This window comes from Janthinobacterium sp. 35 (genome assembly GCF_002754575.1).
Lineage (GTDB): Bacteria > Pseudomonadota > Gammaproteobacteria > Burkholderiales > Burkholderiaceae_D > Janthinobacterium > Janthinobacterium tructae.
The window spans coordinates 2,603,767-2,628,010 of sequence record NZ_PEFN01000001.1; the positions used below are offsets into that span (position 1 = coordinate 2,603,767).

General features: G+C 63.9%; 20 protein-coding genes. 17 read left to right on the plus strand and 3 right to left on the minus strand.

What is annotated here, in order from left to right; all coding sequences use genetic code 11:
* Positions 1–18: 18 nt before the first annotated feature.
* Positions 19–918: a LysR substrate-binding domain-containing protein gene (locus CLU93_RS11695; RefSeq protein WP_099761260.1), complete on the plus strand. Its 900-nt coding sequence runs from the start codon at positions 19–21 to the stop codon at positions 916–918.
* 12 nt (positions 919–930) lie between these two features.
* Here the strand turns inward: CLU93_RS11695 and CLU93_RS11700 are convergent, their stop codons facing one another.
* Positions 931–1,962, minus strand: a complete 1,032-nt coding sequence (locus CLU93_RS11700) for a class I SAM-dependent methyltransferase (protein ID WP_099761262.1) — start codon at positions 1,960–1,962, stop codon at positions 931–933.
* 126 nt (positions 1,963–2,088) lie between these two features.
* Here CLU93_RS11700 and CLU93_RS11705 point away from each other — a divergent pair, with 126 nt between their 5' ends.
* The gene (locus CLU93_RS11705; RefSeq protein ID WP_099761264.1) at positions 2,089–2,979 is read left to right on the plus strand and encodes a helix-turn-helix transcriptional regulator; all 891 of its coding nucleotides are present in this window, start codon (positions 2,089–2,091) and stop codon (positions 2,977–2,979) included.
* Positions 2,980–3,036: 57 nt separating this feature from the next.
* Positions 3,037–3,441 (plus strand): VOC family protein, encoded by a 405-nt coding sequence (locus tag CLU93_RS11710; protein ID WP_099764347.1) that lies wholly within the window; start codon positions 3,037–3,039, stop codon positions 3,439–3,441.
* 161 nt (positions 3,442–3,602) lie between these two features.
* Here the strand turns inward: CLU93_RS11710 and CLU93_RS11715 are convergent, their stop codons facing one another.
* Positions 3,603–6,473: an insulinase family protein gene (locus tag CLU93_RS11715; protein WP_099761266.1), complete on the minus strand. Its 2,871-nt coding sequence runs from the start codon at positions 6,471–6,473 to the stop codon at positions 3,603–3,605.
* Positions 6,474–6,759: 286 nt separating this feature from the next.
* Between CLU93_RS11715 and CLU93_RS11720 the strand changes: the two genes are divergently transcribed.
* The 13 genes from CLU93_RS11720 to CLU93_RS11780 all read left to right on the plus strand — a co-directional run bounded on the left by CLU93_RS11720 (position 6,760) and on the right by CLU93_RS11780 (position 20,097).
* Complete coding sequence (locus CLU93_RS11720) at positions 6,760–8,172, plus strand: HAMP domain-containing sensor histidine kinase (protein ID WP_099764348.1); 1,413 nt, start codon at positions 6,760–6,762, stop codon at positions 8,170–8,172.
* The gene (locus tag CLU93_RS11725) at positions 8,169–8,711 is read left to right on the plus strand and encodes a hypothetical protein (RefSeq protein WP_257224934.1); all 543 of its coding nucleotides are present in this window, start codon (positions 8,169–8,171) and stop codon (positions 8,709–8,711) included. The genes CLU93_RS11720 and CLU93_RS11725 overlap by 4 nt, the downstream gene beginning before the upstream one ends.
* On the plus strand, positions 8,708–10,075 hold the full coding sequence (locus CLU93_RS11730) for a sigma 54-interacting transcriptional regulator (protein ID WP_099761271.1): 1,368 nt from the start codon (positions 8,708–8,710) through the stop codon (positions 10,073–10,075). The genes CLU93_RS11725 and CLU93_RS11730 overlap by 4 nt, the downstream gene beginning before the upstream one ends.
* 267 nt (positions 10,076–10,342) lie before the next feature.
* Positions 10,343–10,705, plus strand: a complete 363-nt coding sequence (locus CLU93_RS11735) for a BON domain-containing protein (RefSeq protein ID WP_099761274.1) — start codon at positions 10,343–10,345, stop codon at positions 10,703–10,705.
* A 202-nt stretch (positions 10,706–10,907) separates the two neighbouring features.
* Positions 10,908–11,918, plus strand: a complete 1,011-nt coding sequence (locus tag CLU93_RS11740; RefSeq protein ID WP_099761277.1) for a bile acid:sodium symporter family protein — start codon at positions 10,908–10,910, stop codon at positions 11,916–11,918.
* A 74-nt stretch (positions 11,919–11,992) separates the two neighbouring features.
* Positions 11,993–12,919 carry a LysR family transcriptional regulator gene (locus CLU93_RS11745; protein ID WP_099761279.1) on the plus strand — a complete coding sequence of 309 codons (927 nt, stop codon included), beginning with the start codon at positions 11,993–11,995 and terminating at the stop codon, positions 12,917–12,919.
* Between the two features lie 77 nt (positions 12,920–12,996).
* A complete protein-coding gene (gene tcuA / locus CLU93_RS11750; protein ID WP_099761282.1) occupies positions 12,997–14,400 on the plus strand; it encodes an FAD-dependent tricarballylate dehydrogenase TcuA in 1,404 nt (467 codons plus the stop codon).
* Entirely contained in the window at positions 14,387–15,559 is a 1,173-nt protein-coding gene (gene tcuB, locus CLU93_RS11755) for a tricarballylate utilization 4Fe-4S protein TcuB (RefSeq protein WP_099761284.1), read from the plus strand. Before tcuA ends, tcuB begins: the two co-directional genes overlap by 14 nt.
* A 90-nt stretch (positions 15,560–15,649) precedes the next feature.
* Positions 15,650–17,020 carry an MFS transporter gene (locus tag CLU93_RS11760; protein WP_257224935.1) on the plus strand — a complete coding sequence of 457 codons (1,371 nt, stop codon included), beginning with the start codon at positions 15,650–15,652 and terminating at the stop codon, positions 17,018–17,020.
* A gap of 104 nt (positions 17,021–17,124) precedes the next feature.
* Entirely contained in the window at positions 17,125–17,883 is a 759-nt protein-coding gene (gene modA / locus CLU93_RS11765) for a molybdate ABC transporter substrate-binding protein (protein WP_099761286.1), read from the plus strand.
* Positions 17,884–17,898: 15 nt separating this feature from the next.
* A complete protein-coding gene (gene modB, locus CLU93_RS11770) occupies positions 17,899–18,576 on the plus strand; it encodes a molybdate ABC transporter permease subunit (protein ID WP_099761289.1) in 678 nt (225 codons plus the stop codon).
* Between the two features lie 11 nt (positions 18,577–18,587).
* Positions 18,588–19,289 (plus strand): sulfate/molybdate ABC transporter ATP-binding protein, encoded by a 702-nt coding sequence (locus CLU93_RS11775; protein ID WP_099764349.1) that lies wholly within the window; start codon positions 18,588–18,590, stop codon positions 19,287–19,289.
* Positions 19,290–19,329: 40 nt separating this feature from the next.
* Positions 19,330–20,097, plus strand: coding sequence for a TOBE domain-containing protein (locus CLU93_RS11780; protein ID WP_099764350.1), 768 nt, complete (start codon positions 19,330–19,332; stop codon positions 20,095–20,097).
* Positions 20,098–20,168: 71 nt separating this feature from the next.
* Here CLU93_RS11780 and CLU93_RS11785 read toward each other — a convergent pair whose 3' ends face one another.
* Positions 20,169–23,243 (minus strand): response regulator, encoded by a 3,075-nt coding sequence (locus CLU93_RS11785; protein ID WP_099761291.1) that lies wholly within the window; start codon positions 23,241–23,243, stop codon positions 20,169–20,171.
* Between the two features lie 239 nt (positions 23,244–23,482).
* Here CLU93_RS11785 and fnr point away from each other — a divergent pair, with 239 nt between their 5' ends.
* Positions 23,483–24,241 carry a fumarate/nitrate reduction transcriptional regulator Fnr gene (gene fnr / locus CLU93_RS11790; protein WP_071080086.1) on the plus strand — a complete coding sequence of 253 codons (759 nt, stop codon included), beginning with the start codon at positions 23,483–23,485 and terminating at the stop codon, positions 24,239–24,241.
* Positions 24,242–24,244 lie beyond the last annotated feature (3 nt).

Below are 24,244 nucleotides of genomic sequence, written 5' to 3' on the forward strand. Positions count from 1 at the left end.
GACGATTGCATTTTCCCCATGAGCCTGCTTAATTTCGACATCGCCTTCTTGCGCAGCTATGTGGCCGGCATCGAGCTGGGCAGCTTTGCCCGCGCGGCCGACAAGGTGGGCCGCTCCACCTCGGCCGTCAGCGCGCAGCTGAAAAAACTCGAGGAGCAGGCGGGCATGCCCCTGTTCCGCAAGGATGGCCGGGGGCTGGCGCTGACGCCGTCCGGCGAAGTCTTGCTCGGCTATGCGCGCCGGCTGCTGGAACTGAACGACGAGGCGGCCGTCGCCCTGCGCGGCGCGGAACTGGAAGGCTGGATCAGGCTCGGTTTGCAGGAGGATTTCGGCGAAGCCTTGCTGCCCGAGGTGCTGGGCCGCTTTGCCCGTGCGCATCCGAAAGTGCGCATCGAGGCGCATGTGGCGCGCAACACGGCCTTGATGCAAGGCCTGGCCATGGGCCAGCTGGATCTGGCCTTGCTGTGGGGCGGCGCCTGCATCGCCGACGTGGCGCAGTACCCGCTGCCGCAGCGCCAGCAGATTGCCGAACCGGCCATGCGCTGGATCGCCTCGTCCAGCCTGGCCTGGCGTCCCGAATCGGGCGAGCCTTTGCCCTTGATTACGTTTGACCGCGACTGCCTGTTCCAGCGCTGCGCCACGCAGGCGCTCGATGGGGCTGGCATCGCCTGGCGCACGGCGTTTACCAGCCCCAGCCTGGCGGGACTGTGGGCGGCCGCGGCCGCCGGGCTGGGCGTGACGGTGCGCACGGCGTACGGCCTGCCCTCGTCCGTGCGCGCGCTCGATCACGTGGACGCGGGCTTGCCCGCCCTGCCCGCGCTGTCGCTGGAATTGTTGCGTGCCTCCAGCGTGCCCAGGCCGCCCGTCGAGCGGCTGGCGGCCCTGATCATTGCCTCGCTGCAGCAAGATGCGGCGTAAAACGCCTGCAATTCAAGTGCGCGCGATCAGCACTTGCACGGGCGCCATGGGGAAATCGCTGGCGCCGTATTGCTCCACTTGCGTCCAGCCCGTGTCGCGCAGTCGCTGCGCCAATTCTCCCTGGCGCGTTACCGTGCGGCCCAGCATGCGCATCGGCAAGTAATACGGCAACACGCGCGCCGCGTCAACGGGCGCCGGGGCGATTTCCGCCTGCACGCAAACGAAGACGCCACCAGGTTTCAAGGCCGCATGGATCTTGCGCAAAGCCGCCGCCATGTCGGGTACGAAGTGCAGCACGGACGAGCACCAGATCAGATCGTAATGCGCACCGATATCGTCGCTGTCCAGGTCGCCGCCCACAGTCTCCAGGCGGTCAGAGAGTTGGGCATGGGCGATGTTCGCGGCAGCCACCGCCACCGTTTCCGGCCAGTCGAAAACGCAGCCGTGCACGCCCGCGTGGGCTTGCGCCAGCGCAATGGCAACCCAGCCGGGACCGCCGCCCAGGTCCAGCAGGCGCAGCTCCGTGTCGCGTCCCGCAAACGGGGCGATGCGCTGCATCACGGACAAGGCCGCGCGCATGGTGACGGCGCGCTGCTCCTGGCCGATCTGCTGTTGTGCGGCAACGGCCCAGTTGACCCCATTTGCCGCGCTGTACGGCGCCGCCTTGCCGCCCTCGCGCACCAGCGTACTCAGCTGGGTGGCGAAGTGGCGCAGCGCATGCAGCCGGTACAGCCAGGCGTCGCCGCAAAAGGCCACAGAGTCGCGGCAGAAATACTGCAAGGTGGTGGCCGTGCAGCGGTAGCGCTGTGCATCTGCGTCGCCCTCGTCGCGTTCCAGCACCTGCATGCTCCAGAGTAACTCCAGCAGCAGCGCCGTGTGCGGCGCATGCAGCGACAGGACTTCGGCCAGTTGCGCCGGCATGTGCGGCGTGGCCAGCACCTCGAAAATGCCCAGTTCCAGGGCGGCGGCCAGCCCATCGGCCTGGACGGGGGCGACGGCCAGGTCCCAGTACGGCTGCAAGGCGTGTTGCGGATTGAATGACATGATCTTCCTTTCGGCGAGGTGGGCATCAGCGTCATTTTATGCAACAATGAGAATAATTATCATTTGCGTTTGTATGCGGGACGGCGCATTTCGTATGCGCGACGGCGCGCAGCGACAGGAGGAGCGATGGCAGAACATGACAGGGAAGCGGCAGGCTGGACGCGGCGCCAGCTGGATCCGGGGATGGGAGAGTGCCGCGCCGAGCAGCGCCAGGTCGAGCAGGGCTTGCTGCTCGTGCATTCCGATTACCGTCCGCGGTTTGCGCTCGTCGAGCAGTCGCAGCATGACGATGCGGGCGGCCTGGTCATTACCATCGGCCTGGAAGGCGCGTCTGGCTACACCACGCGCGATGGCGGGCAATTGCATTTCCGGGGAGGCCATACGACGGTGACGGCGTTTCACCACGTCAGCGGCGAGCGCCGTTTCGAGGCGCATCAACGGGCGGCGCAATTGCGCGTGCTGGTCGGCGAAGAGGCGCTGGCGCGCTACTGGCCGGAAGGCTTGACTTCCCTGCTGCCCCACGGTGGCGCGCGCCAGCTGGCGCATGCGGCCACCACACCCACTGCCGCCCTGCACGCGCGCTCCCTGCTGCGCGCGACAGACCCGCTGGCCGTGCATATCGGCGTGCTCAGCCTGCTGGCGGAACAACTGCGGACACTGCGGCCGGCGCCCTCTCCCGTGCCGCGCTGGTCCGAGGCCGATATCGCCAGACTGGAGCGCGCCTACGCGCTGATGCAGGAACAGATGGCGCAGGAACTCACGCTCGACTACCTGTGCGCGCAAGCGGGCCTGAGCCTGTTTAAACTCAAGCAGGGGTGGCGCTACCGCTACGGCGACAGCCCGCAGCGCACCCTGCTGGCGCTGCGCATGCAGCGGGCAAAGTTACTGCTGGAAAATGGTTGTCAGGTGGCGCAGGCGGGCTGGCAAACGGGCTATCGCCACCCGGCCAATTTCAGCGCCGCGTTCAGCCGCTATTTCGGCTACGCGCCGAAGACCGTGGGACGCGCCGGCGGGTAAAAAGCCGGTGTAGAATCGGCGGGCACGCTGTACGCATTCGACCTACAAGGAGACATGATGGCCCGCAAAATCTTTGTCAATCTGCCCGTCCAGTCGCTGGAACGCTCCGTGGCTTTTTTCACGGCCCTGGGCTTCAGTTTCAATGCCCATTTCACGGATGAAACGGCGACGTGCATGATCGTTGCCGACGATATCTTCGTGATGCTGTTGACGCACGATAAATTCAAGCAGTTCACGCCCAAGCAGCTGTGCGACACCAGGGTGGCGACGGAAGTGCTCGTGTGTTTGTCGGCCGAGAGCCGCGGCGAAGTCGATGACCTGGTGGCAAAAGCCGTCCAGGCGGGCGGCAGCATTTACAAGGAGCCGATGGATTTCGGCTTCATGTATGGCCACAGTTTCCAGGATCCCGATGGGCATCAGTGGGAGTTGATGTTTATGGAGCCTAATTCTGTACCCCAGTAGCAGCGTAGGTCGGATTAGGGCGGCGAAGCCGCGCGTAATCCGACATGCCAACAATATTGTCGGATTACGCGCTTGCGCGCTAATCCGACCTACCCGATCCGTAGCGTAGGTCGGATTAGCGGCGGCACGCCGCGTAATCCGACACGATCCGTCTGCTCAGCTTAAGAAGCCAGCGCCAACAGATCAACCAGTTCCAGCCCTGCCAGGTCTTGCGTCGTGTTGCCCGCAAACGCGGCGCGGCTTTGCTGGCCGTTTTTCAGCCAGGTGCGCGTGACATCCTTGATCTGCGCCAGGGTGCAGGTCAGGACGCCGGTGCGGAACTGCTGGCGCACGGCTTCCGTCGTGCCCCGTTGCTGCATGTTCCACGCCGTCAGCGCTTCCGCGTACGGCGAATGCGGCTTGTCGAGGCCCTTGATGACGCAGATGATGGCTTCTTCCACCTGCTCTTGCGAGAAATCGCCGTCGAGGATCTGATCGAGCGTCGTGCGGAAGTCGGCAAACGTGCCGGCCAGGCGCGGATCGCGGTAGGAACTCAATGTAAATGTTCCTGCGCCGGCCGCGTAGCTGGCGCTGCCGCCATACGCGCCGCCTTTTTCGCGCAGCGCCGTATGCAGCACCTGATTCGTCATCAGTTCGGCGGCCACGGCCAGGGCGGAAGCGTCCGGATTGTGCACGCCGGGGACGGCCCAGGAAACGAAGCAATGGTTAATCTGGCTCGTCGCATGCAGCGCCGTGTTGGCCAGCGGCAAGGCCGCCGGTGCTGGCACGGCCGTAGGGACAGCCGTGTCGACGCTGGCCGCCGGCAATTCCAGCAAGCGGGCCAGGGCGATGCCATCGTGCTCCAGGCCCGCGCACAGCACGGTTGGTGACTGGGCGATGATGTGCGCATGCAGGGTGTCGAGTTCGTGTGCGATTTCCTGCAAGCCTGCCGAGGTTTTGCTCAGCTGCTGCAAACGGCGGTAGAACGGCAATGCGGACGGGCCGCCGACGATGTCGTCGAAGCGGCGCGTGGGCGACAGCGGCGCTGCCGAGGCCAGCATGGCGTAGCGGTTGCCCGATTCGGCCAGGCTGCTCAATTTGTCTTGCACCAGGCTTTCGATCAGGAAGGCCAGGCGCTCTTCTTCATCGAAGCGGGGCTTGGCGATCCATGCCGACAGCACGGCGGCAATCGCTGCGTGTTCTTCGCGCAAGCCGCTGGCCGAGAACGACAGTTCCACGCGCATCGCTTGCTGCGGGCGGGGAATCGCTTCCAGGCCGATGTGGAACGAGGGCACCATGCTCTGGCGCCAGGCGCTGGCGTCGTCGAACGACATGTCGCCCACGCCCAGTTCCGGCGCCAGGTCCGTGTACAGGCGCAGCCATGGCCACGACGCTTCCGGCAAGCTCGACACGTCGTACAGCACGTTGGCATAGCTGATGCCGTTGGAGGCAATGGAAAACGCTACGGCGCCATCGACGGCGGGGGGAATCGGCAGGGCCGGGCGCGGCGCGGCGCTGACGTCGCCAGGGCGGATGCGCGGCAAGACTTCGGAATTCGACGGCAGCTGCTGATGCGCTTCCAGCGCGGCGGACTCGGCCACGATGTGCTCGCGCTCGGCATCCGTCAGGCGCGCTTGCAGGGCCGCCAGCTTGGCGTCTTCCTGGGCGGCGCGGTCGGTAAAATAGGCGCTGTCGGGCACCACGTGCGTGGTCAAACGGGTCGGATTGGCGATCAGCTCGCGCACCAGCTGCTTGAAGAATTCAGGGTCTTCGATCTGCTGTTCCAGCGTTTCCAAAATCGCCGCATTGTCGAAGGCGTCCATGACGTCGCCGCCATACATGGCCAGCGGCAAGGCGTGCAGCAAGCGGCCCAGGCCGTAAGGCATGCGGCCGCTGCTGATTTCGCGCTGGCTGTATTTGATGTCGCGCAAGGCCGCGTGCAGCACGGCGGCGGGAATGCCCTCTTCCGCCGTCTCTTCCAGGGCCGTCCAGATGCGCTGGTGCGCATCGGCGATCTGTTCCTGCGTCAAGCCTTCCATGCCGATGTGGAACACCATCTGGCGGATGCCCGCGTCGCGGCCATTCATGTCCGATGGGCGGCCATAGCCGGCCGATTCCATGGCGCGCATGACGGGCGCCGACGACTCACCGAGCAAGCCGTGCGACAGCAGATGCGCGTGGTAGTAGGCGATCGGGTCGCTCGACTCGCCCATCAGCCAGGCGAATTGCAGGCCGAATTCATCGTCGCGCGCTTCCTGCGATGGAATCTTGACGATATTTTCCTGCGGCGCGGTCCACGCGGGCGCCAGCTGCGGCAGGCGGCGCTCGGAGAAACCGCTGAGTTTGGACAGCACGCGCTCGGCCACTTGTTCCTGCACGGCCGACGCTTCGATATTGCCGGCAGTCATGATCACGGCTTGTGACGGGTGGTAATGGCTGGCGTGGAATTCTTTCAGCATTTCATGCGTCAGCTCGGGGATATTGAGCGGATCGCCGCCCGATTCCACTTCATACGTCGTGCCCTTGAGCAAGGCGCTGGCGATGCCGCTGTCGAGCGCGCGCATGGGGCTGTTGAAAGCACCCTTCATTTCATTGAAGACGATGCCCTGATACACCAGCTTGTCGCCTTCGAACGCATGGCGCCAGCCTTCCTGGCGGAAGTTCAGGTAATCGAGGTTCGGGAAGAAGGCCGCGTCCAGGTACACGTCGAGCAGGTTGAAGAAATCCTTGCGGTCGGTGCTGGCGAACGGATACACGGTGCGGTCCGGATAGGTCATCGCATTCATGAACGTGGCCGTGGAGCGGCGCAGCATCGAGAAGAACGGGTCGCGCACCGGGTAGCGCGACGAGCCGCACAAGGCCAGATGTTCGAGGATGTGGGCGCGCCCGTCGCTTACTTCCGGCACAGTGGGAAAGGCCACCAGGAACACCATCTCAGCCTGCTCGGTATGCATGTGGATATGGCGCATGCCCGTTGCTGGCTCGACATATTGCTCGATGGTTGCCTGCAAGACTGGAATGAAGTTGCTGCTGACTTTTTCAAATGTGCTCATGCGGTATGGGATCTCTTCAGTAGGTGAAACGGATAGTCGGTGGGGCTGCATCACATGTGGGGGCAAAGCGGCGCAATGCCAGGGCCGGGGGCCACTTTGATGCCTGCGTGAAGTTTTTCCCTATTGTACTAGGAGTATTCGTGCGCCGCCGCCAAGGCCTTGCTGGCGGCCGGAAAAGCGACAGTGTTGCAAAATTAACCATTTCCGGGTGGGTGGCGTCTGCGAATGAACGCTTAGCGTACCATGCGCCTTTTCCCCCTTGCTGACCGAACCGAAGGCGCTTACCTTGTCCAGACTGTCCTTTCGCCAACTGTTATTTGCCGCCTTCATTTTGACGACGGGCATTTTGACGGCCACCTCCGTGCAAGCCCTGCTGACCCTGGAACACCTGGCGCGGCTGGGGCGCGAGACGGCGGCGCAGGCGATTGCCCTGACGGAACAGTCGCAGCGCCTGTCCGAGCGGACCCTGGCCATGGAGCGCAGCGCGCGCCAGTTCCTCGTGCTCGATGATCCCGTGTTCCGCGAGCGCTATGCGGCGGCCCGCGACGAAGCGACGGTGGCGCTGCAAGTGCTGAACCGGGCCACGCCCGAGTTTGCCTCGCAGTTGGCCGACGAGTGGACGGCGCAGGCGCAAGCGGCGTGGGAAGTCTTGCAAGCGGGTAAGCGCCGCAAGCGCGATGGCCACGCCGTCGTGTATCGCGCGTTTGCCCGCATGGCGCAGATCAATGACAGCCTGGCGCGCGAAAGCAAGACGGAAATCGGCAGCCGCAACGATGCCCTGCTGGCCGAGCTGGAACGCCAGCGCCGCGTGCTGGGCGTGCTGGTGGGCGGCGCCGTGCTGCTGGCCGCCGTGCTGGCCACCTGCTTCGGCTTTCTATTGTCGCGTCCGCTGCGCCGCATCGAGTCGGCTATCGAGCGCCTGGGCGAGAAACGCTACGACCAGCCCATCGTCGTCGGTGGCCCGGCCGACACGCGCCGCCTGGGCCAGCAGCTCGACTGGCTGCGCCAGCGCCTGGCGGACCTCGATGCCGACAAGGAACGTTTTTTGCGCCACATCTCGCATGAGTTAAAAACGCCGCTGGCGGCCCTGCGCGAAGGCGTGGCCTTGCTGGAAGACGAGGTTGCCGGCAAGCTCAGCGATGGCCAGCGCGAAATCGCCGGCATCCTGCAGCAAAACACGGCCTCCTTGCAAAACCAGATTGAAGACTTGCTACGCTACAATACCGCCGCCTTTGACGCCCAGCATCTGGCGCACAGCAAGGTCGACTTGCTGGTCTTGCTGCAAGATGTGGTGGCCGGGCAGCGCCTGCAATGGCTGGCGCGCCGTTTGACCGTCGAGGTGCAGGGCGAGTCGCTGATCGTGCAGGCCGACCGCGACAAGCTGGCAACGGTGCTGGCCAACCTGCTGTCGAATGCCGTGCGCTTCAGTCCGGAAGGCGGCACAGTGCGCTTTACCCTGTCCAGCGAAGGCCGCCGCGTGTGTATCGACTGCATCGACGAGGGTGCCGGCGTGGCGCCCGAGGATGCCGCGCGTATTTTTGAACCGTTTTACCAGGGAGTGCGCCAGGCGGCCGGCGCGCGCAACGGCAATGGGATCGGCCTGTCCATCGTGCGCGAATATATCGCCGCCCACGATGGCAGCGTCACTCTTTTACCGCGCCAGGCTGGCGCGCATTTTCGGATAGAACTGCCCTTATGATGACGAGAACTTCCCTGGCCGCCATGGCCGCCTGCGCGCTGCTATTGGGCGCCTGCGCCGCCAAGCCCACTATCCAGACGCCCGTGCTGGTGCAAACGCCGCCGCGCGTGGTGGTGGTGATGGACCCCCAGCTGACCGAACTGCTGGCGTATCAGAGCGCCTTGCGCCTGATGACGCCGTCGGAGCTGGTGAAAGCACAGCTGGACCTGGCGAAGGCCGATCACGCGCCGTCCAACACCATCCGCCGCGCCATGCTGCAAGCGACAGTGCGCGGCCCCGGCGACCTGGCCCGCGCGCAAGCCTTGCTGGAACCGCTGGCCACGACCACGGGCAAGGACGCGCAACTGCTGGCGCCGCTGGTGCAATTGCTCAGCAGCCAGTATGCGGAACTGCGCCGCCAGGACGAGAGCATCGACAAGCTCAATGCGCAGCTGCGCGATGCCCAGCGCCGCAATGACTTGCTCAATGAAAAACTCGAAGCGTTAAAGAATATCGAGCGCAGCCTGTCCGTGCGCCCCGCCGCGGGAGCGCCAAAATGAGCGAGCACGCCCACATTTTGTTGGTCGACGACGATCCCGACCTGCTGCGCCTGCTGACCATCCGCTTGAAGGCGGGTAATTATCGCGTGACGGCCGTGGGCAGCGCGGAAGCGGCGCTGGCGCGCCTGGCTGTGGAATTGCCGGCCCTGGTCATTACCGACGTGCAATTACCGGGCCGCGACGGCCTGGCCCTGTTCGATGAAATCCGCCGCCAGCATGCGGCCCTGCCCGTCATTTTGCTCACAGCCCACGGCACCATTCCCGATGCCGTCGATGCCACGGCGCGCGGCGCGTTTGCGTACCTGACGAAACCGTTCGACGGCAAGCTGCTCATGGAAAAAGTGGCATATGCGATCAACTTGTCCACCGTCATGCCGGCGCCCGCGTCCGGCGACGAGAGCTGGCGTGCCGAGCTGATCAGCCGTAGCGCGCAGATGGCCGAGTTGCTGGCCGAAGCCAAGCTGGTGGCCGGGTCCGACGCCAGTATTTTGATCCGTGGCCCCAGCGGCACGGGCAAGGAATTGCTGGCGCGCGCGCTGCACAACGCCAGCCGCCGCGCCAAGGCGCCGTTCATCGCCGTCAACTGCGGCGCCATTCCCGAGCAGTTGCTGGAATCGGAACTGTTCGGTCACGTGAAGGGCTCGTTTACGGGCGCCGTCGGCAACCGCGAAGGCTTGTTCCTGGCGGCCGATGGCGGCACCCTGTTTTTAGATGAGATCGGCGACATGCCGCTGCCGCTGCAGGTGAAATTGCTGCGCGTGCTGCAGGAGCGGGCCGTGCGGCCCGTGGGCGCCGACCAGACGCGCCCGGTCGATGTGCGGCTTCTGTCCGCCACGCACCGCGACCTGGACGTGGCCATGGCGGAAGGGCAATTTCGCGAAGACCTGTATTACCGCCTCAATGTCGTGACCCTGACCCTGCCGCCGCTGGCCGAGCGCCGCGAAGACATCTCCCTGCTGGCGAACCATTTCCTGCAGAAACTGGCGGCCAAGTACCAGAAACCGCTGAACGGTTTCGCGCCCGACGCCCTCACGGCGCTGGTGGCGGCGCCATGGCCCGGCAACGTGCGCCAGCTGGTCAATGTGGTCGAGCAAGTGTGCGCGCTGGCCACGGCGCCGCTGGTGCCCCTGAGTCTGGTGCAGCGCGCGTTGCGCGTGCCATCGCTGGAAGCGCTCAGCTACAACGAAGCCAAGCAGCGTTTCGAGCGCGACTACCTGATTCAATTGCTGCGCCTGACGGATGGCAACGTGGCCGACGCGGCCCGCCTGGCCGACCGCAACCGCACGGAGTTCTACCGCTTATTGCAGAAATACGAGCTGACGCCGGCCCTGTTCCGGCTTGACGGCGACCCTGTCGCTGAATAGCGACAAAAATAAAGTGTTGTAAATCAGGGACTTAGTCAGAAACATTGATATTGTTGCCATAAGCTGTCGCTGTCTGGCGACAAAAAGCCCTGTTTTTCCGTCCAGATCCGGCGGAAACGCGCTGGAAAAATCGAGTTTGGCTGTAAGTCGTTGATTTTGAATGTAATTTAAAAGCTGGCACGGTGCTTGCTGTATGGGTAGATGTGACGCTTCAACGTGTTGCTTTATCTAAGTAAGAAGCTTTTAACTTCATTGAGAGGAACTACCATGCAAACATCGAAACTGTTCAATACCCTGGTCGCCGCTATCGTACTGTCGGGCGCCTCGATCACCGCTTCGCATGCCGCTGACTCCGCACCAAAAGCACAAGCTCCTGCTGACACTATCGTGGCCGCCAACGCCGCCGCAGCCGTCCCTGATGAAACCATCACTTCCTCGGCCAAGGCCGCCCTGAGCGCCGATGCGCAAGCCGCTACCCTGCCAGTCAAGGTAGCAACCCAGCAAGGTGTCGTCGTCCTGTCGGGCGATGTACCGAGCGCCGAAGCGGGTGACCGCGTCGTGCAGATCGTCGCTTCCGTGAGCGGCGTGAAAGAAATCAAGAACGAGCTGAAAGTCAAAGCCGCCGGTTAATCGCCCTCGCGCTGTACTTTACTCCGGGTTGCCCTGTCTGCGGACAGGGCATTTTTTTGTCCGCACGGTTTACCGGGCAAGCCATGCCGCCAGGCAAGGAGCTGGACAATGCAGGTAGAATAGCCAGCACTGGCGTCGTTTCCGGCGCTGTTTGTCATCCATGGCGCAGTGTTGCAAGGCTGGGCCGCTACCAGGCTACCGCATGTCTTCTTTTTCCCCCGCCGCCCTGCTGCGCAATCTGAAACCCGATAATTTCACCATCGCCCTGCTCGTCACCGTGGCGCTGGCCAGTTTCCTGCCTTGCACGGGCACGACGGCCGTGGTCTTCGGTCACGTCACCACCGTCGCCATCGGCGCCCTGTTCTTCCTGCATGGCGCCAAGTTGTCGCGCGAAGCTGTGGTGGCCGGCGTCATGCACTGGCGCCTGCATTTGCTGGTGCTGGCCAGCACGTTCATTTTGTTTCCCCTGCTGGGACTGGCCCTGCGGCCGCTGGCGCTGACTTTTCTCACACCCGAGCTGTACGTGGGCATCCTGTTCCTGTGTGCCCTGCCATCGACCGTACAGTCGTCGATCGCCTTGACAGCCATGGCGCGGGGCAATGTACCGGCCGCCATTTGCAGCGCCTCGGCCTCGAATTTCATCGGCATTTTCCTCGCTCCCATCCTGGTCGGCTTGCTGGTGGCGAAAGGCGGGGCAAGCAAGTCGTCGGTCGACGCCGTGCTGTCCATCGTCATGCAGCTGCTGCTGCCCTTCCTGGCCGGCCAGTTCCTGCGCCGCTGGATCGGCCGCTGGGTCGACCGCCACAAAGCCACCCTGAAATACGTCGACCAGGGTTCGATCTTGCTGGTGGTCTACACGGCCTTCAGCGAAGCCGTCAGCGAAGGCCTGTGGCACACGATCTCGGTGGAAACGCTGGTGGCGCTGGGCCTGTTCAGCATCTTGCTGCTGGCGCTGGTCCTGGGCCTGATGACGTTCATCAGCCGCCGCCTGGGTTTTAACAAGGAAGACGAGATCGCCATCGTCTTTTGCGGTTCGAAGAAAAGCCTGGCCAGCGGCGTACCCATGGCCAAGGTGCTGTTTGCCACCCACTCGCTGGGCATGGTGATTTTGCCGCTGATGCTGTTCCACCAGATTCAATTGATGATTTGCGCCGTGATTGCGCAGCGCTATGCGCGGCGCGATGAGGCGGTGGCAGTGAGCAAGTACGGCTGAGGCCTTGTCCGCATGCAGGTCTTAGCAGCGCAATGACGCATGCTACTATCCTCGTTTCATTGCACCGGTGAACCATGGAACTAAGGCAGCTCCGTTATTTCATCCGCGTCGTCGAATTGGGAAGCATGGGCCGGGCGGCCGCAGACCTGGGCGTGGTCACGTCTACCCTCAGCCAGCAAATCAGCCGGCTGGAGGGCGAACTCGCCACCCGCCTGTTACGCCGCACGACGACGGGCGTCGTCCCCACCGACGCCGGCTTTGCCTTCTGGCGCCAGGCGCAGCTGGCACTGCGCCATGTCGATGAGGCGGCCCGCGCCGCGCAGCACGCGCGCCTGTCCGGGCACGTGAGCGTCGGTCTTGCGCCATCGACGGCGTCGGTGCTGGCGCTGCCGTTCATGAACGGCTTGCGTGCCCGCTATCCAGACATCCGTTTGCATCTTGTCGAAAGCCTGTCAGGCAACCTCGCGGCCATGCTCAACGCGCGCCAACTCGACCTGGCGATCCTGTTCGAGACGGACGCGGCCAAACGCCTGAGTGCGACGCCGCTCCTTGATGAAAGCCTGTTTGTCATCGGCTCTCCACAGCTGATTGGCATGCCAAAGGGCAAGCAAGTGCGCCTCCGGGAGATCGGCGCCCTGCCCTTGGCCATGCCGAGCGGCACCCACGGCTTGCGGGCGATCGTGGCGACCGCGTTTGCGCAAGCCAGGTGCGAACCGAACATCGTTGCCGACATCGACGGCCTGGCCATCCTGATGGATGTCGTCCGCGCCGGGCTGGCGGCGACCATCCAGCCCGGCGCGGCAACCTCGCGCCTTCCCGCCTCCGCAGTGCGGCTGGTGCAGGTGGCGGACGCCGGCGTGCGCCGCCGCAACCTGCTGGCCAGCCTGCCTGAGGATGAGCTCTCGCCGGCGGTGCTGGCCACCCGCATCGTGCTGCGCGACGTCGTGCGCGAGCTGGTCGCCGGCGCCGCATGGCCCGGCGCAAGTCTTCACGAATCCTGAATGCGGCTTGTGTAACCGGCGACTACCGGAGTTGAACCAGTCCACCTAGAATTTACTCCACAACAAGGAGGTGTTCGATGGTGGATGTACTGATCATTGGTGGCGGCAATGCGGCACTGTGTGCGGCCCTGATGGCGCGCGAAGCGGGCGCATCGGTCCTGCTGATCGAGGCTTCGCCGCGTGAATGGCGCGGCGGTAACTCGCAACACACGCGCAACCTGCGCTGCATGCATGATGCGCCGCAAGACGTGCTGATCGACGCTTATTCAGAGGAAGAATACTGGCAGGATCTGCTCAAGGTCACTGGCGGTATCACCGATGAAAAGCTGGCGCGCCTGGCCATTCGCGCCTCGTCGAGCTGCCGCGACTGGATGCGCCGGCATGGCGTGCATTTCCAGCCGCCTCTGTCCGGTGCCCTGCATGTGGCCCGCACCAACGCCTTTTTCATGGGTGGCGGCAAGGCCCTGGTGAACGCCTATTTCCGCAGCGCCGAACAGCTCGGCGTCGAGGTGCGCTACGACACGCCAGTGGTGTCCGTCGAGCTCGACGGCGACCGCTTTGTTGCCGTGCATACTGCCAAGGGCGAACGCATCGCTGCGAAAAGCTGTGTGCTGGCGGCCGGCGGCTTCGAGTCGAACCGCGAATGGCTGCGTGAAGCCTGGGGCCAGAACGCGCGCGGCGAATGGCCGTCCGACAATTTTCTGATCCGTGGCACGCGCTTCAACGAAGGCGTGTTGCTCAAGCACATGATCGCTGCTGGCGCCGATGCGATCGGTGACCCGACCCAGGCCCACATGGTGGCGATCGACGCCCGCGCGCCGCTCTACGACGGCGGCATCTGCACCCGCATCGACTGTGTCTCGCTCGGCGTCGTGGTAAATCGCGAAGGCGACCGTTTCTATGACGAGGGAGAGGACTTCTGGCCCAAGCGCTACGCAATCTGGGGCCGACTGGTGGCGCAGCAGCCGGGCCAGATCGCCTATTCCATCACCGACCAGAAAGCCATCGGCCGCTTCATGCCGCCGGTGTTTCCCGGCACCGTGGCCAACACGCTGCCCGAACTGGCCCGCCTGCTCGGCCTGCCTGAACAGGCCTTCGTCCAGACCGTGCAGGATTACAACGCCGCTTGCCTTCCCGGTAACTTCGACCACACCGCGCTCGACGATTGCCGCACCGCCGGCCTGGCGCCCGCCAAGACGCACTGGGCGCGGCCGATCGACACCGCGCCATTCTATGGTTACGCGCTGCGCCCGGGCGTCACCTTCACCTATCTGGGCCTGAAGGTCGACGAACGTGCCGCCGTGCATTTTGGCGGCCGCCCCAGTCCCAATCTCTTCGTCGCCGGTGAAATGATGGCCGGTAACGTGCTTGGCCAAGGCTACACCGCCGGCGTCGGCATGGCCATCGGTACCGCCTTCGGGCGTATCGCCGGCACTCAGGCAGCACTCGCTGCAAAGAAAGTACACCATGCAACAGCTTGAATCCCTGACGCGCGAGGCCAGCACGCTGGCCAGGGGCGGCTATCCCACGATCCCTATCCTGAGCGCGAATGAGGCCGAAGTCGGGCGTCAGATGACGGTCTGCAATTCCTGCCGTTATTGCGAAGGCTACTGCGCCGTATTTCCCGCCATGACACGGCGGCTGGAGTTCAACAAGGCCGACATCAACTACCTGGCCAACCTGTGCCACAACTGCGGCGCGTGCCTGCATGCGTGCCAATACGCGCCGCCGCACGAATTCGCCATCAACGTGCCGCAGGCCATGGCCAAGGTGCGCCTCGAAACCTATACCGACTACGCCTGGCCACCAGCCTTGGGGGCGCTGTACAAACGCAACGGTCTGGCGCTGTCGCTGGCGCTGGTGGTCGGGCTGGCGCTGTTCCTGGTGCTGGCCGCCAGCCGCCAGGGCTCGCTGCTGCAGGGCGCGACGGGTGCCAGCTTTTATGCGGTCTTTCCGCACAACCTGATGGTGAGCCTGTTCGCACCCATCTTCCTGTTCGCGCTGCTGGCGCTGGGTCTGGGCGTGCGGCGCTTCTGGCGCGACGTCACGCCCGGCGCTGCCTCGGCCGCCGCCGTCGGTGACGCCGCCGACAAGGTACTGCGCCTGAAATTTTTGGGCGGCGGGCATGGTGCCGGCTGCAACAACGCCGACGATGCCTTCTCGGTGGCACGGCGACGCTGCCACCACCTCACGTTTTACGGCTTCATGCTGTGCTTCGCGGCCACCAGCGTGGCCACCCTGTATCACTATCTGTTCGGTTGGGAGGCACCCTACGCTTTCGGCAGCCTGCCCAAGCTGCTGGGCATCAGCGGCGGCGTTGCGCTGCTGCTCGGCACCGCCGGCCTGTTCGTGTTGAACCTGCGTCGCCATCCCCTGCAAGGCGATGCCGCCCAGAAACCGATGGATCGCGGCTTCATTGCGCTGCTGTTTTTGACGGCCGCGAGCGGCCTGATGCTGATGCTGGCGCGCGCCACCCCCGCCCTGACACTGGTGCTGTGCCTGCACCTCGGCACGGTGATGGCGCTGTTCCTCACACTGCCATACGGCAAGTTTGCCCACGGCATATTCCGCAGCGCGGCCCTTCTCAAGTGGGCGATCGAGAAGCGCCAGCCGAACCCGCTGCAACTGGGAGACGACTGAGCAGAAAACGTGTTACTTGCGATGACGCCTTTGCCAGGCGCATCGCGGTCAAGACCAACGGCATAACCACAAAAATACGGAGACACCAACATGACCGGCAAAATCAGCCATACAGGCACTACGGTTGCAGCACCCCCATCGAAGTTCGGCGCCGTACTACGTGTGACCAGCGGTAACTTTCTCGAACAGTTCGACTTCTTCCTGTTCGGCTTCTATGCGCACTACATTTCAAAGGTATTTTTTCCAGTCGATAGCGAATTCGCGTCGCTGATGCTGACGTTCGCCGTGTTCGGCGCCGGTTTCCTGATGCGCCCGCTCGGCGCGATCATCCTCGGCGCCTACATCGACAAGGTTGGCCGCCGCAAGGGACTCATCGTCACGCTCTCGATCATGGCCAGCGGCACGGTCCTCATTGCGCTGGTTCCAGGATACGCATCGATCGGCCTGTTCGCGCCCGTGCTGGTGCTGATCGGCCGCTTGCTGCAAGGCTTCTCGGCCGGGGCAGAACTGGGCGGCGTTTCAGTCTACCTGGCGGAGATCGCCACGCCTGGCCGCAAAGGCTTCTACACCGCTTGGCAATCGGCCAGCCAGCAGGTCGCCATCGTGATGGCGGCGGCGCTGGGATACGGCTTGAATCAGTGGCTGTCGCCGGAGGAGGTGGCCGCGTGGGGCTGGCGCATCCCGTTCCTGATCGGCTGCGCAATCGTGCCTTTCATCTTCATTCTGCGTAAAAGCCTGCAGGAGACCGCAGAGTTCCAGGCGCGCCGACATCACCCCGACACCCGCGAAGTATTCGAATCGATGCTACGGAACTGGCGTACGGTACTGACCGGCATGCTGTTCGTCGCGATGACGACCACCACTTTCTACCTGATCACCGTCTACACGCCGACCTTCGGCCGTAGCGTGCTGCACTTGAGTACGGCAGACAGCCTGCTGGTCACGCTGCTGGTGGGATTGTCCAATTTCATCTGGCTGCCAATCGGCGGCGCGCTATCGGATCGTATCGGCCGCAAACCCATCCTGGTCAGCATCTCCCTGCTGGCGCTGCTGACCGCTTACCCGGCGATGTTGTGGCTGGTCGCCAACCCCAGCTTCGGGCATTTGCTGGCGGTATTGCTGTTGTTCTCGTTCTATTTCGGCATGTACAACGGCGCCATGGTGGTCGCGTTGACAGAAGTCATGCCTGTCAACGTCCGGGTAGTCGGCTTCTCACTCGCCTTCAGCCTTGCCACCGCCGTCTTCGGCGGATTTACGCCCGCCATCTCGACCTATCTGATCGAACTGACCGCCAACAAGGCCTCGCCCGGCCTGTGGATGAGTTTCGCGGCACTATGCGGGCTGGTGGCGACCTTGATACTCTACCGGAGAGGCGGCGCGGCGAGTCGCGGCGAGCCGCAGGAAGGCGCCGGCGGCCAAGGCCGGCCTTGTCTGAAGGAAGCCCCTGGCGCCTTCACGTAATGCGTACTTGAAGCAAGTTCATCCCTCTTGACTTGGAGAATGGCAGAACGCTATATATCGGTGTATATTACGGGCCTGGTTCTCTTCTCATCAAGGATACGATCATGCGCCTCACCTCCCTCGCCCGCCTGCTTGGCGCCGCTCTTCTCGCCACCGCCGCCACCTCCGCCGTTGCCGGCGAAGTGGTGGTGTCGGCCGCGGCCAGCCTGACGAATGCGTTCAAGGATGCGGCGCAAGGCTATGAGGCGCAATATCCGGGCAGCAAGGTGGCCTTGAACTTCGCCGCTTCGGGCGTGCTGCTGCAGCAGATCGTCAAGGGCGCGCCCGTGGATGTGTTTGCTTCGGCCGACCAGGAAACCATGGATGCGGCGCAAAAGCAGGGCCTGGTGCTGCCGGCCGAGCGCATGGATTTCGTCAGCAACAGCCTGGTGCTGATCGTGCCGCACGATAGCAAGCTGGGCATCAAGAGCTTGAGCGACCTGACGCACAAGGGCGTGACCCGCGTGGCCATCGCCAACCCGGCCAGCGTGCCCGTCGGCCGCTATTCGGAAGGCGCGCTGAAGAAGGCGAAGCTGTGGGACGCCGTGCAAGCCAAGGCCATCGGCACGCAGAACGTGCGCCAGTCGCTCGACTATGTGGCGCGCGGCGAAGTCGATGCGGGCTTTGTCTACGCCACCGATGCGGCCATCATGAAGGATAAAGTCAACGTGGTGCTGGAGGTGCCCCTGGACGCGCCCGTGCTGTACCCGATCGCCACCATCAAGGGCAGCGGCAATGCGGCCGAAGCGAAGCGCTTCGTCAGCTACCTGCAGACGGCGCCGGCGCAAGCCATTCTCGCCAAGTACGGTTTTAAAAAGCCATAAAGCAAACGACTGCGCATGGATATCGCCTGGACCGCGCTGGCCCTGTCGCTCAAAGTAGCGGCCTGGGCTACGGCGCTCAATTTGTTGCTCGGCATCGGTACGGGCTATCTGCTGGCGCGCACGCGTTTTCCCGGGCGTGAGCTGCTCGACGCCCTGTTGACCCTGCCGATGGTGATGCCGCCCACCGTGCTCGGCTATTACCTGCTGGTGCTGCTGGGCCGACGCGGCACCCTGGGCATCTGGCTGCAGGATAACTTCGGCATCAACCTGATCTTTACGTGGCAGGGCGCCGTCATCGCTTCCACGGTGGTCGCCTTTCCCCTCGTCTTCAAGCCCGCGCGTGCCGCCTTCGAGGCGGTCGACGGGCAACTGGAGCAGGCGGCCCGCGTGCTGGGTATCTCGGAAATGGCCATCTTTTTCCGCGTGACTTTGCCGCTGGCGTGGCGCGGGATCCTCGCCGGCGTGCTGCTGGGTTTTGTGCGCGCGCTGGGCGAATTCGGTGCCACGCTGATGGTGGCCGGCAGCATCCCCGGCAAGACGCAGACCCTGTCGGTGGCCGTGTATGAAGCCGTGCAGGCGGGCCAGGACGACGTGGCCAATACGCTGGTCGTGATTATCTCGCTAGTCTGCATCGTGGTGCTGCTGTCGGCTGGCCGCCTGGCACCCGGGCGCATCGCGCACAAAGGGCACTGAGGATGATGCCCATGCAACTCGACCTCGACATTCGCGCCACCTTGCGCTCCGGCAAACGCCGTTTCGACATGCACGTGCAATGCACCTCGAACAGCCAGCGCATCGCCGTGTATGGCCCGTCCGGCGCCGGCAAGAGCATGACCCTGAAAGCCATTGCCGGACTGTTCACGCCTGACGCCGGCCATATCCGCCTGAATGGCCGTACCCTGTTCGATTCCGCCGCCGGCATCAATCTGCCGCCGCAGCAGCGCAACGTCGCCTACCTGTTCCAGGATTACGCGCTGTTCCCGCACCTGACGGTGCGCCAGAACGTGGGCTTTGGCCTGAGCCGCGGCTGGTTCAACCCGCGCGCGCGCGAAAAATTGCAGAAGGTCGAGCATTGGCTCGACGCCTTCCACTTGCAGGAACTGGCGCAGCAGTTTCCCGACGAGTTGTCCGGTGGCCAGCGCCAAAGGGTGGCGCTGGCGAGGGCGCTGGTGGCCGAGCCAGCCGCGCTGCTGCTCGACGAGCCGTTTGCCGCCCTCGATCCGGCCCTGCGTGTCAAAATGCGCCTGGAACTGAGCCAGTGGCAGCAGCGCCTGGACGTGCCCATGATCCTGATCACCCATGATCCGGAAGATGCGCGCATCCTGGGTGAACACGTGCTGTACTTGCGCGACGGACAGATCGATAACAGGGAAGAACACATGGCATTGGGTGAACGCATTGGATAAATCAGCGGCAGCGGAAATCGGCCTGCAAGGCTCGGTATGGATGACGGTGGGCGGAGAAAATCTGGGCGGCGCCGGCAGGGTGGAATTGCTGGGCGCCATCGCCGAATGCGGCTCCATCACGCAGGCGGCCAAGCTCGTCAAGATGAGCTACAAGGCGGCCTGGGACGCCATCGACGCGATGAACAACCTGGCTGGCGAGCCGCTGGTTGAGCGCTTGACGGGCGGCAAGGGAGGCGGCGGCACGCGGCTGACGCAAAGGGGACGCCAGCTGGTCGACAATTTCCGCATCATCGAGCGTGAGCATGCGCGTTACCTGCGCCAACTGGGCAGCCAGGCCGAAGGCATCGCCGACGATCTTTTACTCATACGGAGAATGGCCATGAAAACCACGGCACGCAATCAATTCCTGGGCAAGGTGGCCGAACTGAAACAGGGCGCCGTCAACGATGAAGTCACCCTGGAATTGCCGGGTGGACAGCACATCGTTGCCATCGTCACGCAGGGCAGCAGCGCAAGCCTGGGCCTGGTGCCGGGCGCGGAAGCGTTTGCGCTGATCAAGGCGTCGTCGATCATCCTCGTGGCGGACAGCGCAGGGGCGCGCTTTTCGGCGCGCAACCAATTGGCAGGGCTTGTGACGCGCGTGCAGACGGGTGCCGTCAACACGGAAGTGGTGCTGGACTTGCCGCGCGGCGGCACGATTGCCGCCATCATCACCAACCAGAGCAGCACCGACCTGGGCATCGCCATCGGCAGCAGCGTGACGGCGATGTTCAAGGCGTCCAGCGTGATTCTGGGTGTGCCCGCCTAAACCCAAAGCAAGGACTGGGGTCGTACCCTGAGGGTACGACCCCGGCATTTATCTCTTGGGTTCAAACCAGCTTAATCCTTCAGCCTCGACAACCAATTCGCCGCCGCCGCCAGCGCCTGTTCCAGCTCCTGCGCGGTCTGCGCCAGCAGCGCTGGCACCTCGTCCAGGCGGCCCGCGTCGATGGCTTCCTCGGTGGCAAACGCGGCGCGGATCAGGCGTTTCGTGCCCAGGGTGCCGACGGAGCCGCGCACGCCGTGCAGGATGCGCGCCACGTCGCTGTGGCGGCCCGTTTGCAACGCTGTTTCGGCGTCGCGCACGGGCGTCATGCCCTTGTTCAGGGCGTCTTCCACCATGCGCCGCAGCACGCCGCGGCCTTTCGCATCGCGGCCCATCACGCGCATCAGCGGCGCCATGGAAAATACTTCCTCATCGGCAACCGTTACCGGCTCGGCCGTCTGCACGGGCGGGCGCTTCGGCAGGTGGCGCAGGATGACTGCCATCATCTCTTCCACCACCACGGGCTTGGCGATGAAATCGCTGATGCCGGCCGTCATGCAGCGCTCGCGTTCGGACGCCAGCACACCGGCCGTCATGGCGATCACGGGCAAGTTCAAGCGCAGTTCCGTGCGGATGATATGGGTCGCGCTGAAGCCGTCCATGACGGGCATTTGCATGTCCATCAGCACGATATCGTAGCGCAGCGCTTCCGTGCGCAGCCGTTCCACCGCTTGCAAGCCGTCACCCACCACGTCCAGGGTGGCGCCCATGTGCTCGAGGATGCCGCGCGCCACGGCCTGGTTCAAATGATTGTCTTCCACCAGCAGGAAATGCACGCCGGCCAGTTCCGTGCCCAGCGGCTGGTGCAGGATGCGCGGTTCGCCGCCGTCGTTCTTGGCGATCAGCGCCTGGTGCAGGGCATCGAACAGGCTCGAACCCGTGATCGGCTTCATCAGCACGACATCGGCCTCGGCCGCGCTGGAGATTTCTTCCAGGTGGTTGCGGGCGAAGGCGTTGACCATCACCACGATGGGCTGGCGCTGGCCGCTGGCCGCCTGGCGGATGGCCTTGGCCGTGGCCAGGCCGTCCATGACGGGCATGTGCCAGTCGGCCAGCACCACGTCGTACGGTTGCTGCTGCGCCAGGCGTTCGCGGTACAGTTCGATGGCGGCAAAGCCGGAGTCCACTTCGTCGGCCAGCCAGCCCCAGGCCTCGATCAGCTTGACGATCAGTTCGCGCGTGGTGCGGTTATCGTCGGCCACCAGCAGGCGCAGCTGGCCCAGTGCCGGCGTGCGCCGCGTTTCGGCCGGCTGCGCCAGCATCTCGAACGGCACGCTGAACCAGAAGCGGCTGCCCTTGCCTTCGCTGCTGGCCACGGCGATATCACCGCCCATCATGTGGATCAGCTGCTTGCTGATGGCCAGGCCCAGGCCCGTGCCGCCGAAGCGCCGCGTGATGCTCTGGTCGCCCTGTGAAAACGCGGCAAACAGCTGCTGTTGCTGCAGTTCCGTCATGCCGATGCCCGTGTCGCGCACTTCGAAGCGCAGCCAGGCGCGGCCGTTCTCTCTCTCGGCCAGGCTGACGGCCACCACCACTTCGCCGCTCTCGGTAAACTTGATGGCGTTGCCGGCCAGGTTGACGAGGATTTGCTGCAGGCGCTGGGCGTCGCCCATCAGGCGCCGCGGCACGTCGGGCTCGACGGCGATGGCCAGTTCCAGCTCCTTTTCGCCCGCATTCATGGTCATCGTCGTGGCCAGCGTGTTCATGACTTCGTCGAGGTCGAATTCGACGGGCGACAATTCCATGCGGCGCGCCTCGATCTTCGAATAGTCGAGCACGTCGTTGAGGATGCCCAGCAGCGATTGGCCCGCCACGCGCACCATGGTCAGATACTTGCGCTGTTCCGTATCGAGCCTGGTATTGCCCAATAAGTACACCATGCCCAGCACGGCATTCAGGGGCGTGCGGATTTCATGGCTCATGTTGGCCACGAAATCGCTCTTCGCGCGGTTGGCCGCCTCGGCCCGGTCGCGCTCCTGTTCCAGCTCCGCCGCGCGCGCTTCGAGTTCCTGCTGCAGGCGGTCGCGTTCGCTCATCAGGCCGTTGAACGCTTCCGTCAGTTCGCCGATTTCGTCGCGCTGCCGCACCGGCACGGGCGTGAAACGGCTGCCGCTGGTGCGCATGGCTTGCAGCGTGTCGCGCAGGCGCACCAGCGGCGACAGCAGGCGCACGGTGACCCAGCCCAGAATAAACGCGGCCAGCAGCGAAGCGAGGACGCTCCACAGCACCAGCCGGTACAGCACGCCATCGAACGGTTCGAAGGCATCGTCGAGAGGCAGCGAGGCGGCCAGCAGCCAGTTCACCGATTTCAGGCGTTTGAAGCTGTTGACGGCCGTGATGCCGCGGCTGTTGGTGCTGACCATGCTGCCTTCGCCATCTTGCTTCAGCAACTGCGTGGTGGTCAGGTTGGCGTTCGGCAGGCGCGGCTGCAGCAAGCGGCTGGTGTCGGGGTGCAGCACGTAGCGCGGCACGGCGCCGCGCGTGAGGATGAAGTAATAGCCGCTCTTGCCGATCTTTTCCGAACGCAAGCGTCCCAGCAGGTTGTCCTTGTACAGGCGCAGCACGCCGATCACCACGCCAGCCACCTGGCCATCGGCGGTGAGCACGGGCGCCACCATCTGCACGATGGGCATGCCGCTCGACTTGCCCAGCATCGGCTCGGTGATCATGGGCTGGCGCGTGCGCAGCACGGTCTGGAAATATTCGCGCTCGGCGACGTTGATGCCGGCGCGCCCCGCTACTTCCGGCATGTCGGCTACGACGGCGCCTTGCGCATCGAGCACCAGCACGTCGTCGAACAGTACCAGCATCGAGCGGCGCGAATAGTATTCGCGCAATTGGGCGGGCTGGGCGATCAATGCCGGCGGCTGTTGCCGGGCCGTCAAAGTGACGATCTGCAGCAGCATGCCCAGCTTGTCGTCGAGTTCGGCAGCGGTGCGGGTGATCAGGGCAGACTGCTGGCTCAGCAGTACTCGGGTGAAGTCGGCGCGCATGCGCTGCACCTGTATCATGGTGACCAGCGCGATCATGGCGATCGAGGTCAGGCTGGTGGCCAGCGCGACTTTTGCTTTGATGCCGAGAGGCTTCATGATTTCCTTTTCAGTACCGGGCGGTACAGGCGGCAGCTAATGCTGTCGGGAATTTTCCTATCAATACATCAACTTGGCAAGCGGCGCCGCGCAAATTGCCTTTCCCACCTGGGCTTTTAACGATGTTGCCATATAATCAAAGTCAGAACGTCGTTTATTCAGCGGAAATGCGGTGAAATTGGCACACGGCAACCCTGTATGCAGTAAACTCGTTATTGCATTTTCTAAAAGGTACCGACATGACTGAAGCGCTACTCACTCCCACCATGCCCACAGTGACCGTGGAAGCGTTGCGTGCGCGATGCTCGACCTGCAGCATGCATCAATTGTGCCTGCCGATGGGCCTCGATGTGGGCGACATGGACAGGCTGGACCAGATCATCGGCCGCCGCCGCAAGATCGTGCGCGGTGCCTCGCTGTTCCGCATCGGCGACTCGTTCCAGAATCTGTACGCGATCCGCCTGGGGCACTTCAAGACGTACCAGATCAATCCGGGCGGTGAAGAGCAGGTGACGGGTTTTCAGATGGCTGGCGAACTGCTGGGTATGGACGCCATCAGCGCCGACCGCCATCACTGTAATGCGGTGGCGCTGGAAGACAGCGAAGTGTGTGAAATTCCGTTTTCCAGCCTGGAACAATTACTGGGCAATATGCCGACCCTGCTGCGTCATTTCCATCGCATGATGAGCCAGGAAATCACACGCGAGCAAAGCGTCATGCTGTTGCTGGGCAATATGCAGGCGACCCAGCGTTTTGCCGCCTTTATCGTCAACCTGGCCTCGCGCTATGAAGCGCGCGGCTATTCGGCCAGCAAATTTCAGCTGCGCATGTCGCGCGAGGAAATCGGCAATTACCTGGGGCTGACCATCGAGAGCGTCAGCCGTTTATTGTCGAAATTCAAGAAGGAAGGCTGGCTGCGCGTCTCCAACCGCGAGATCGAGATCTTGCAGCCCGCCAAGTTGAAAGCCATTACGGCCGGCACGGACGTCTGCAAATAAGGC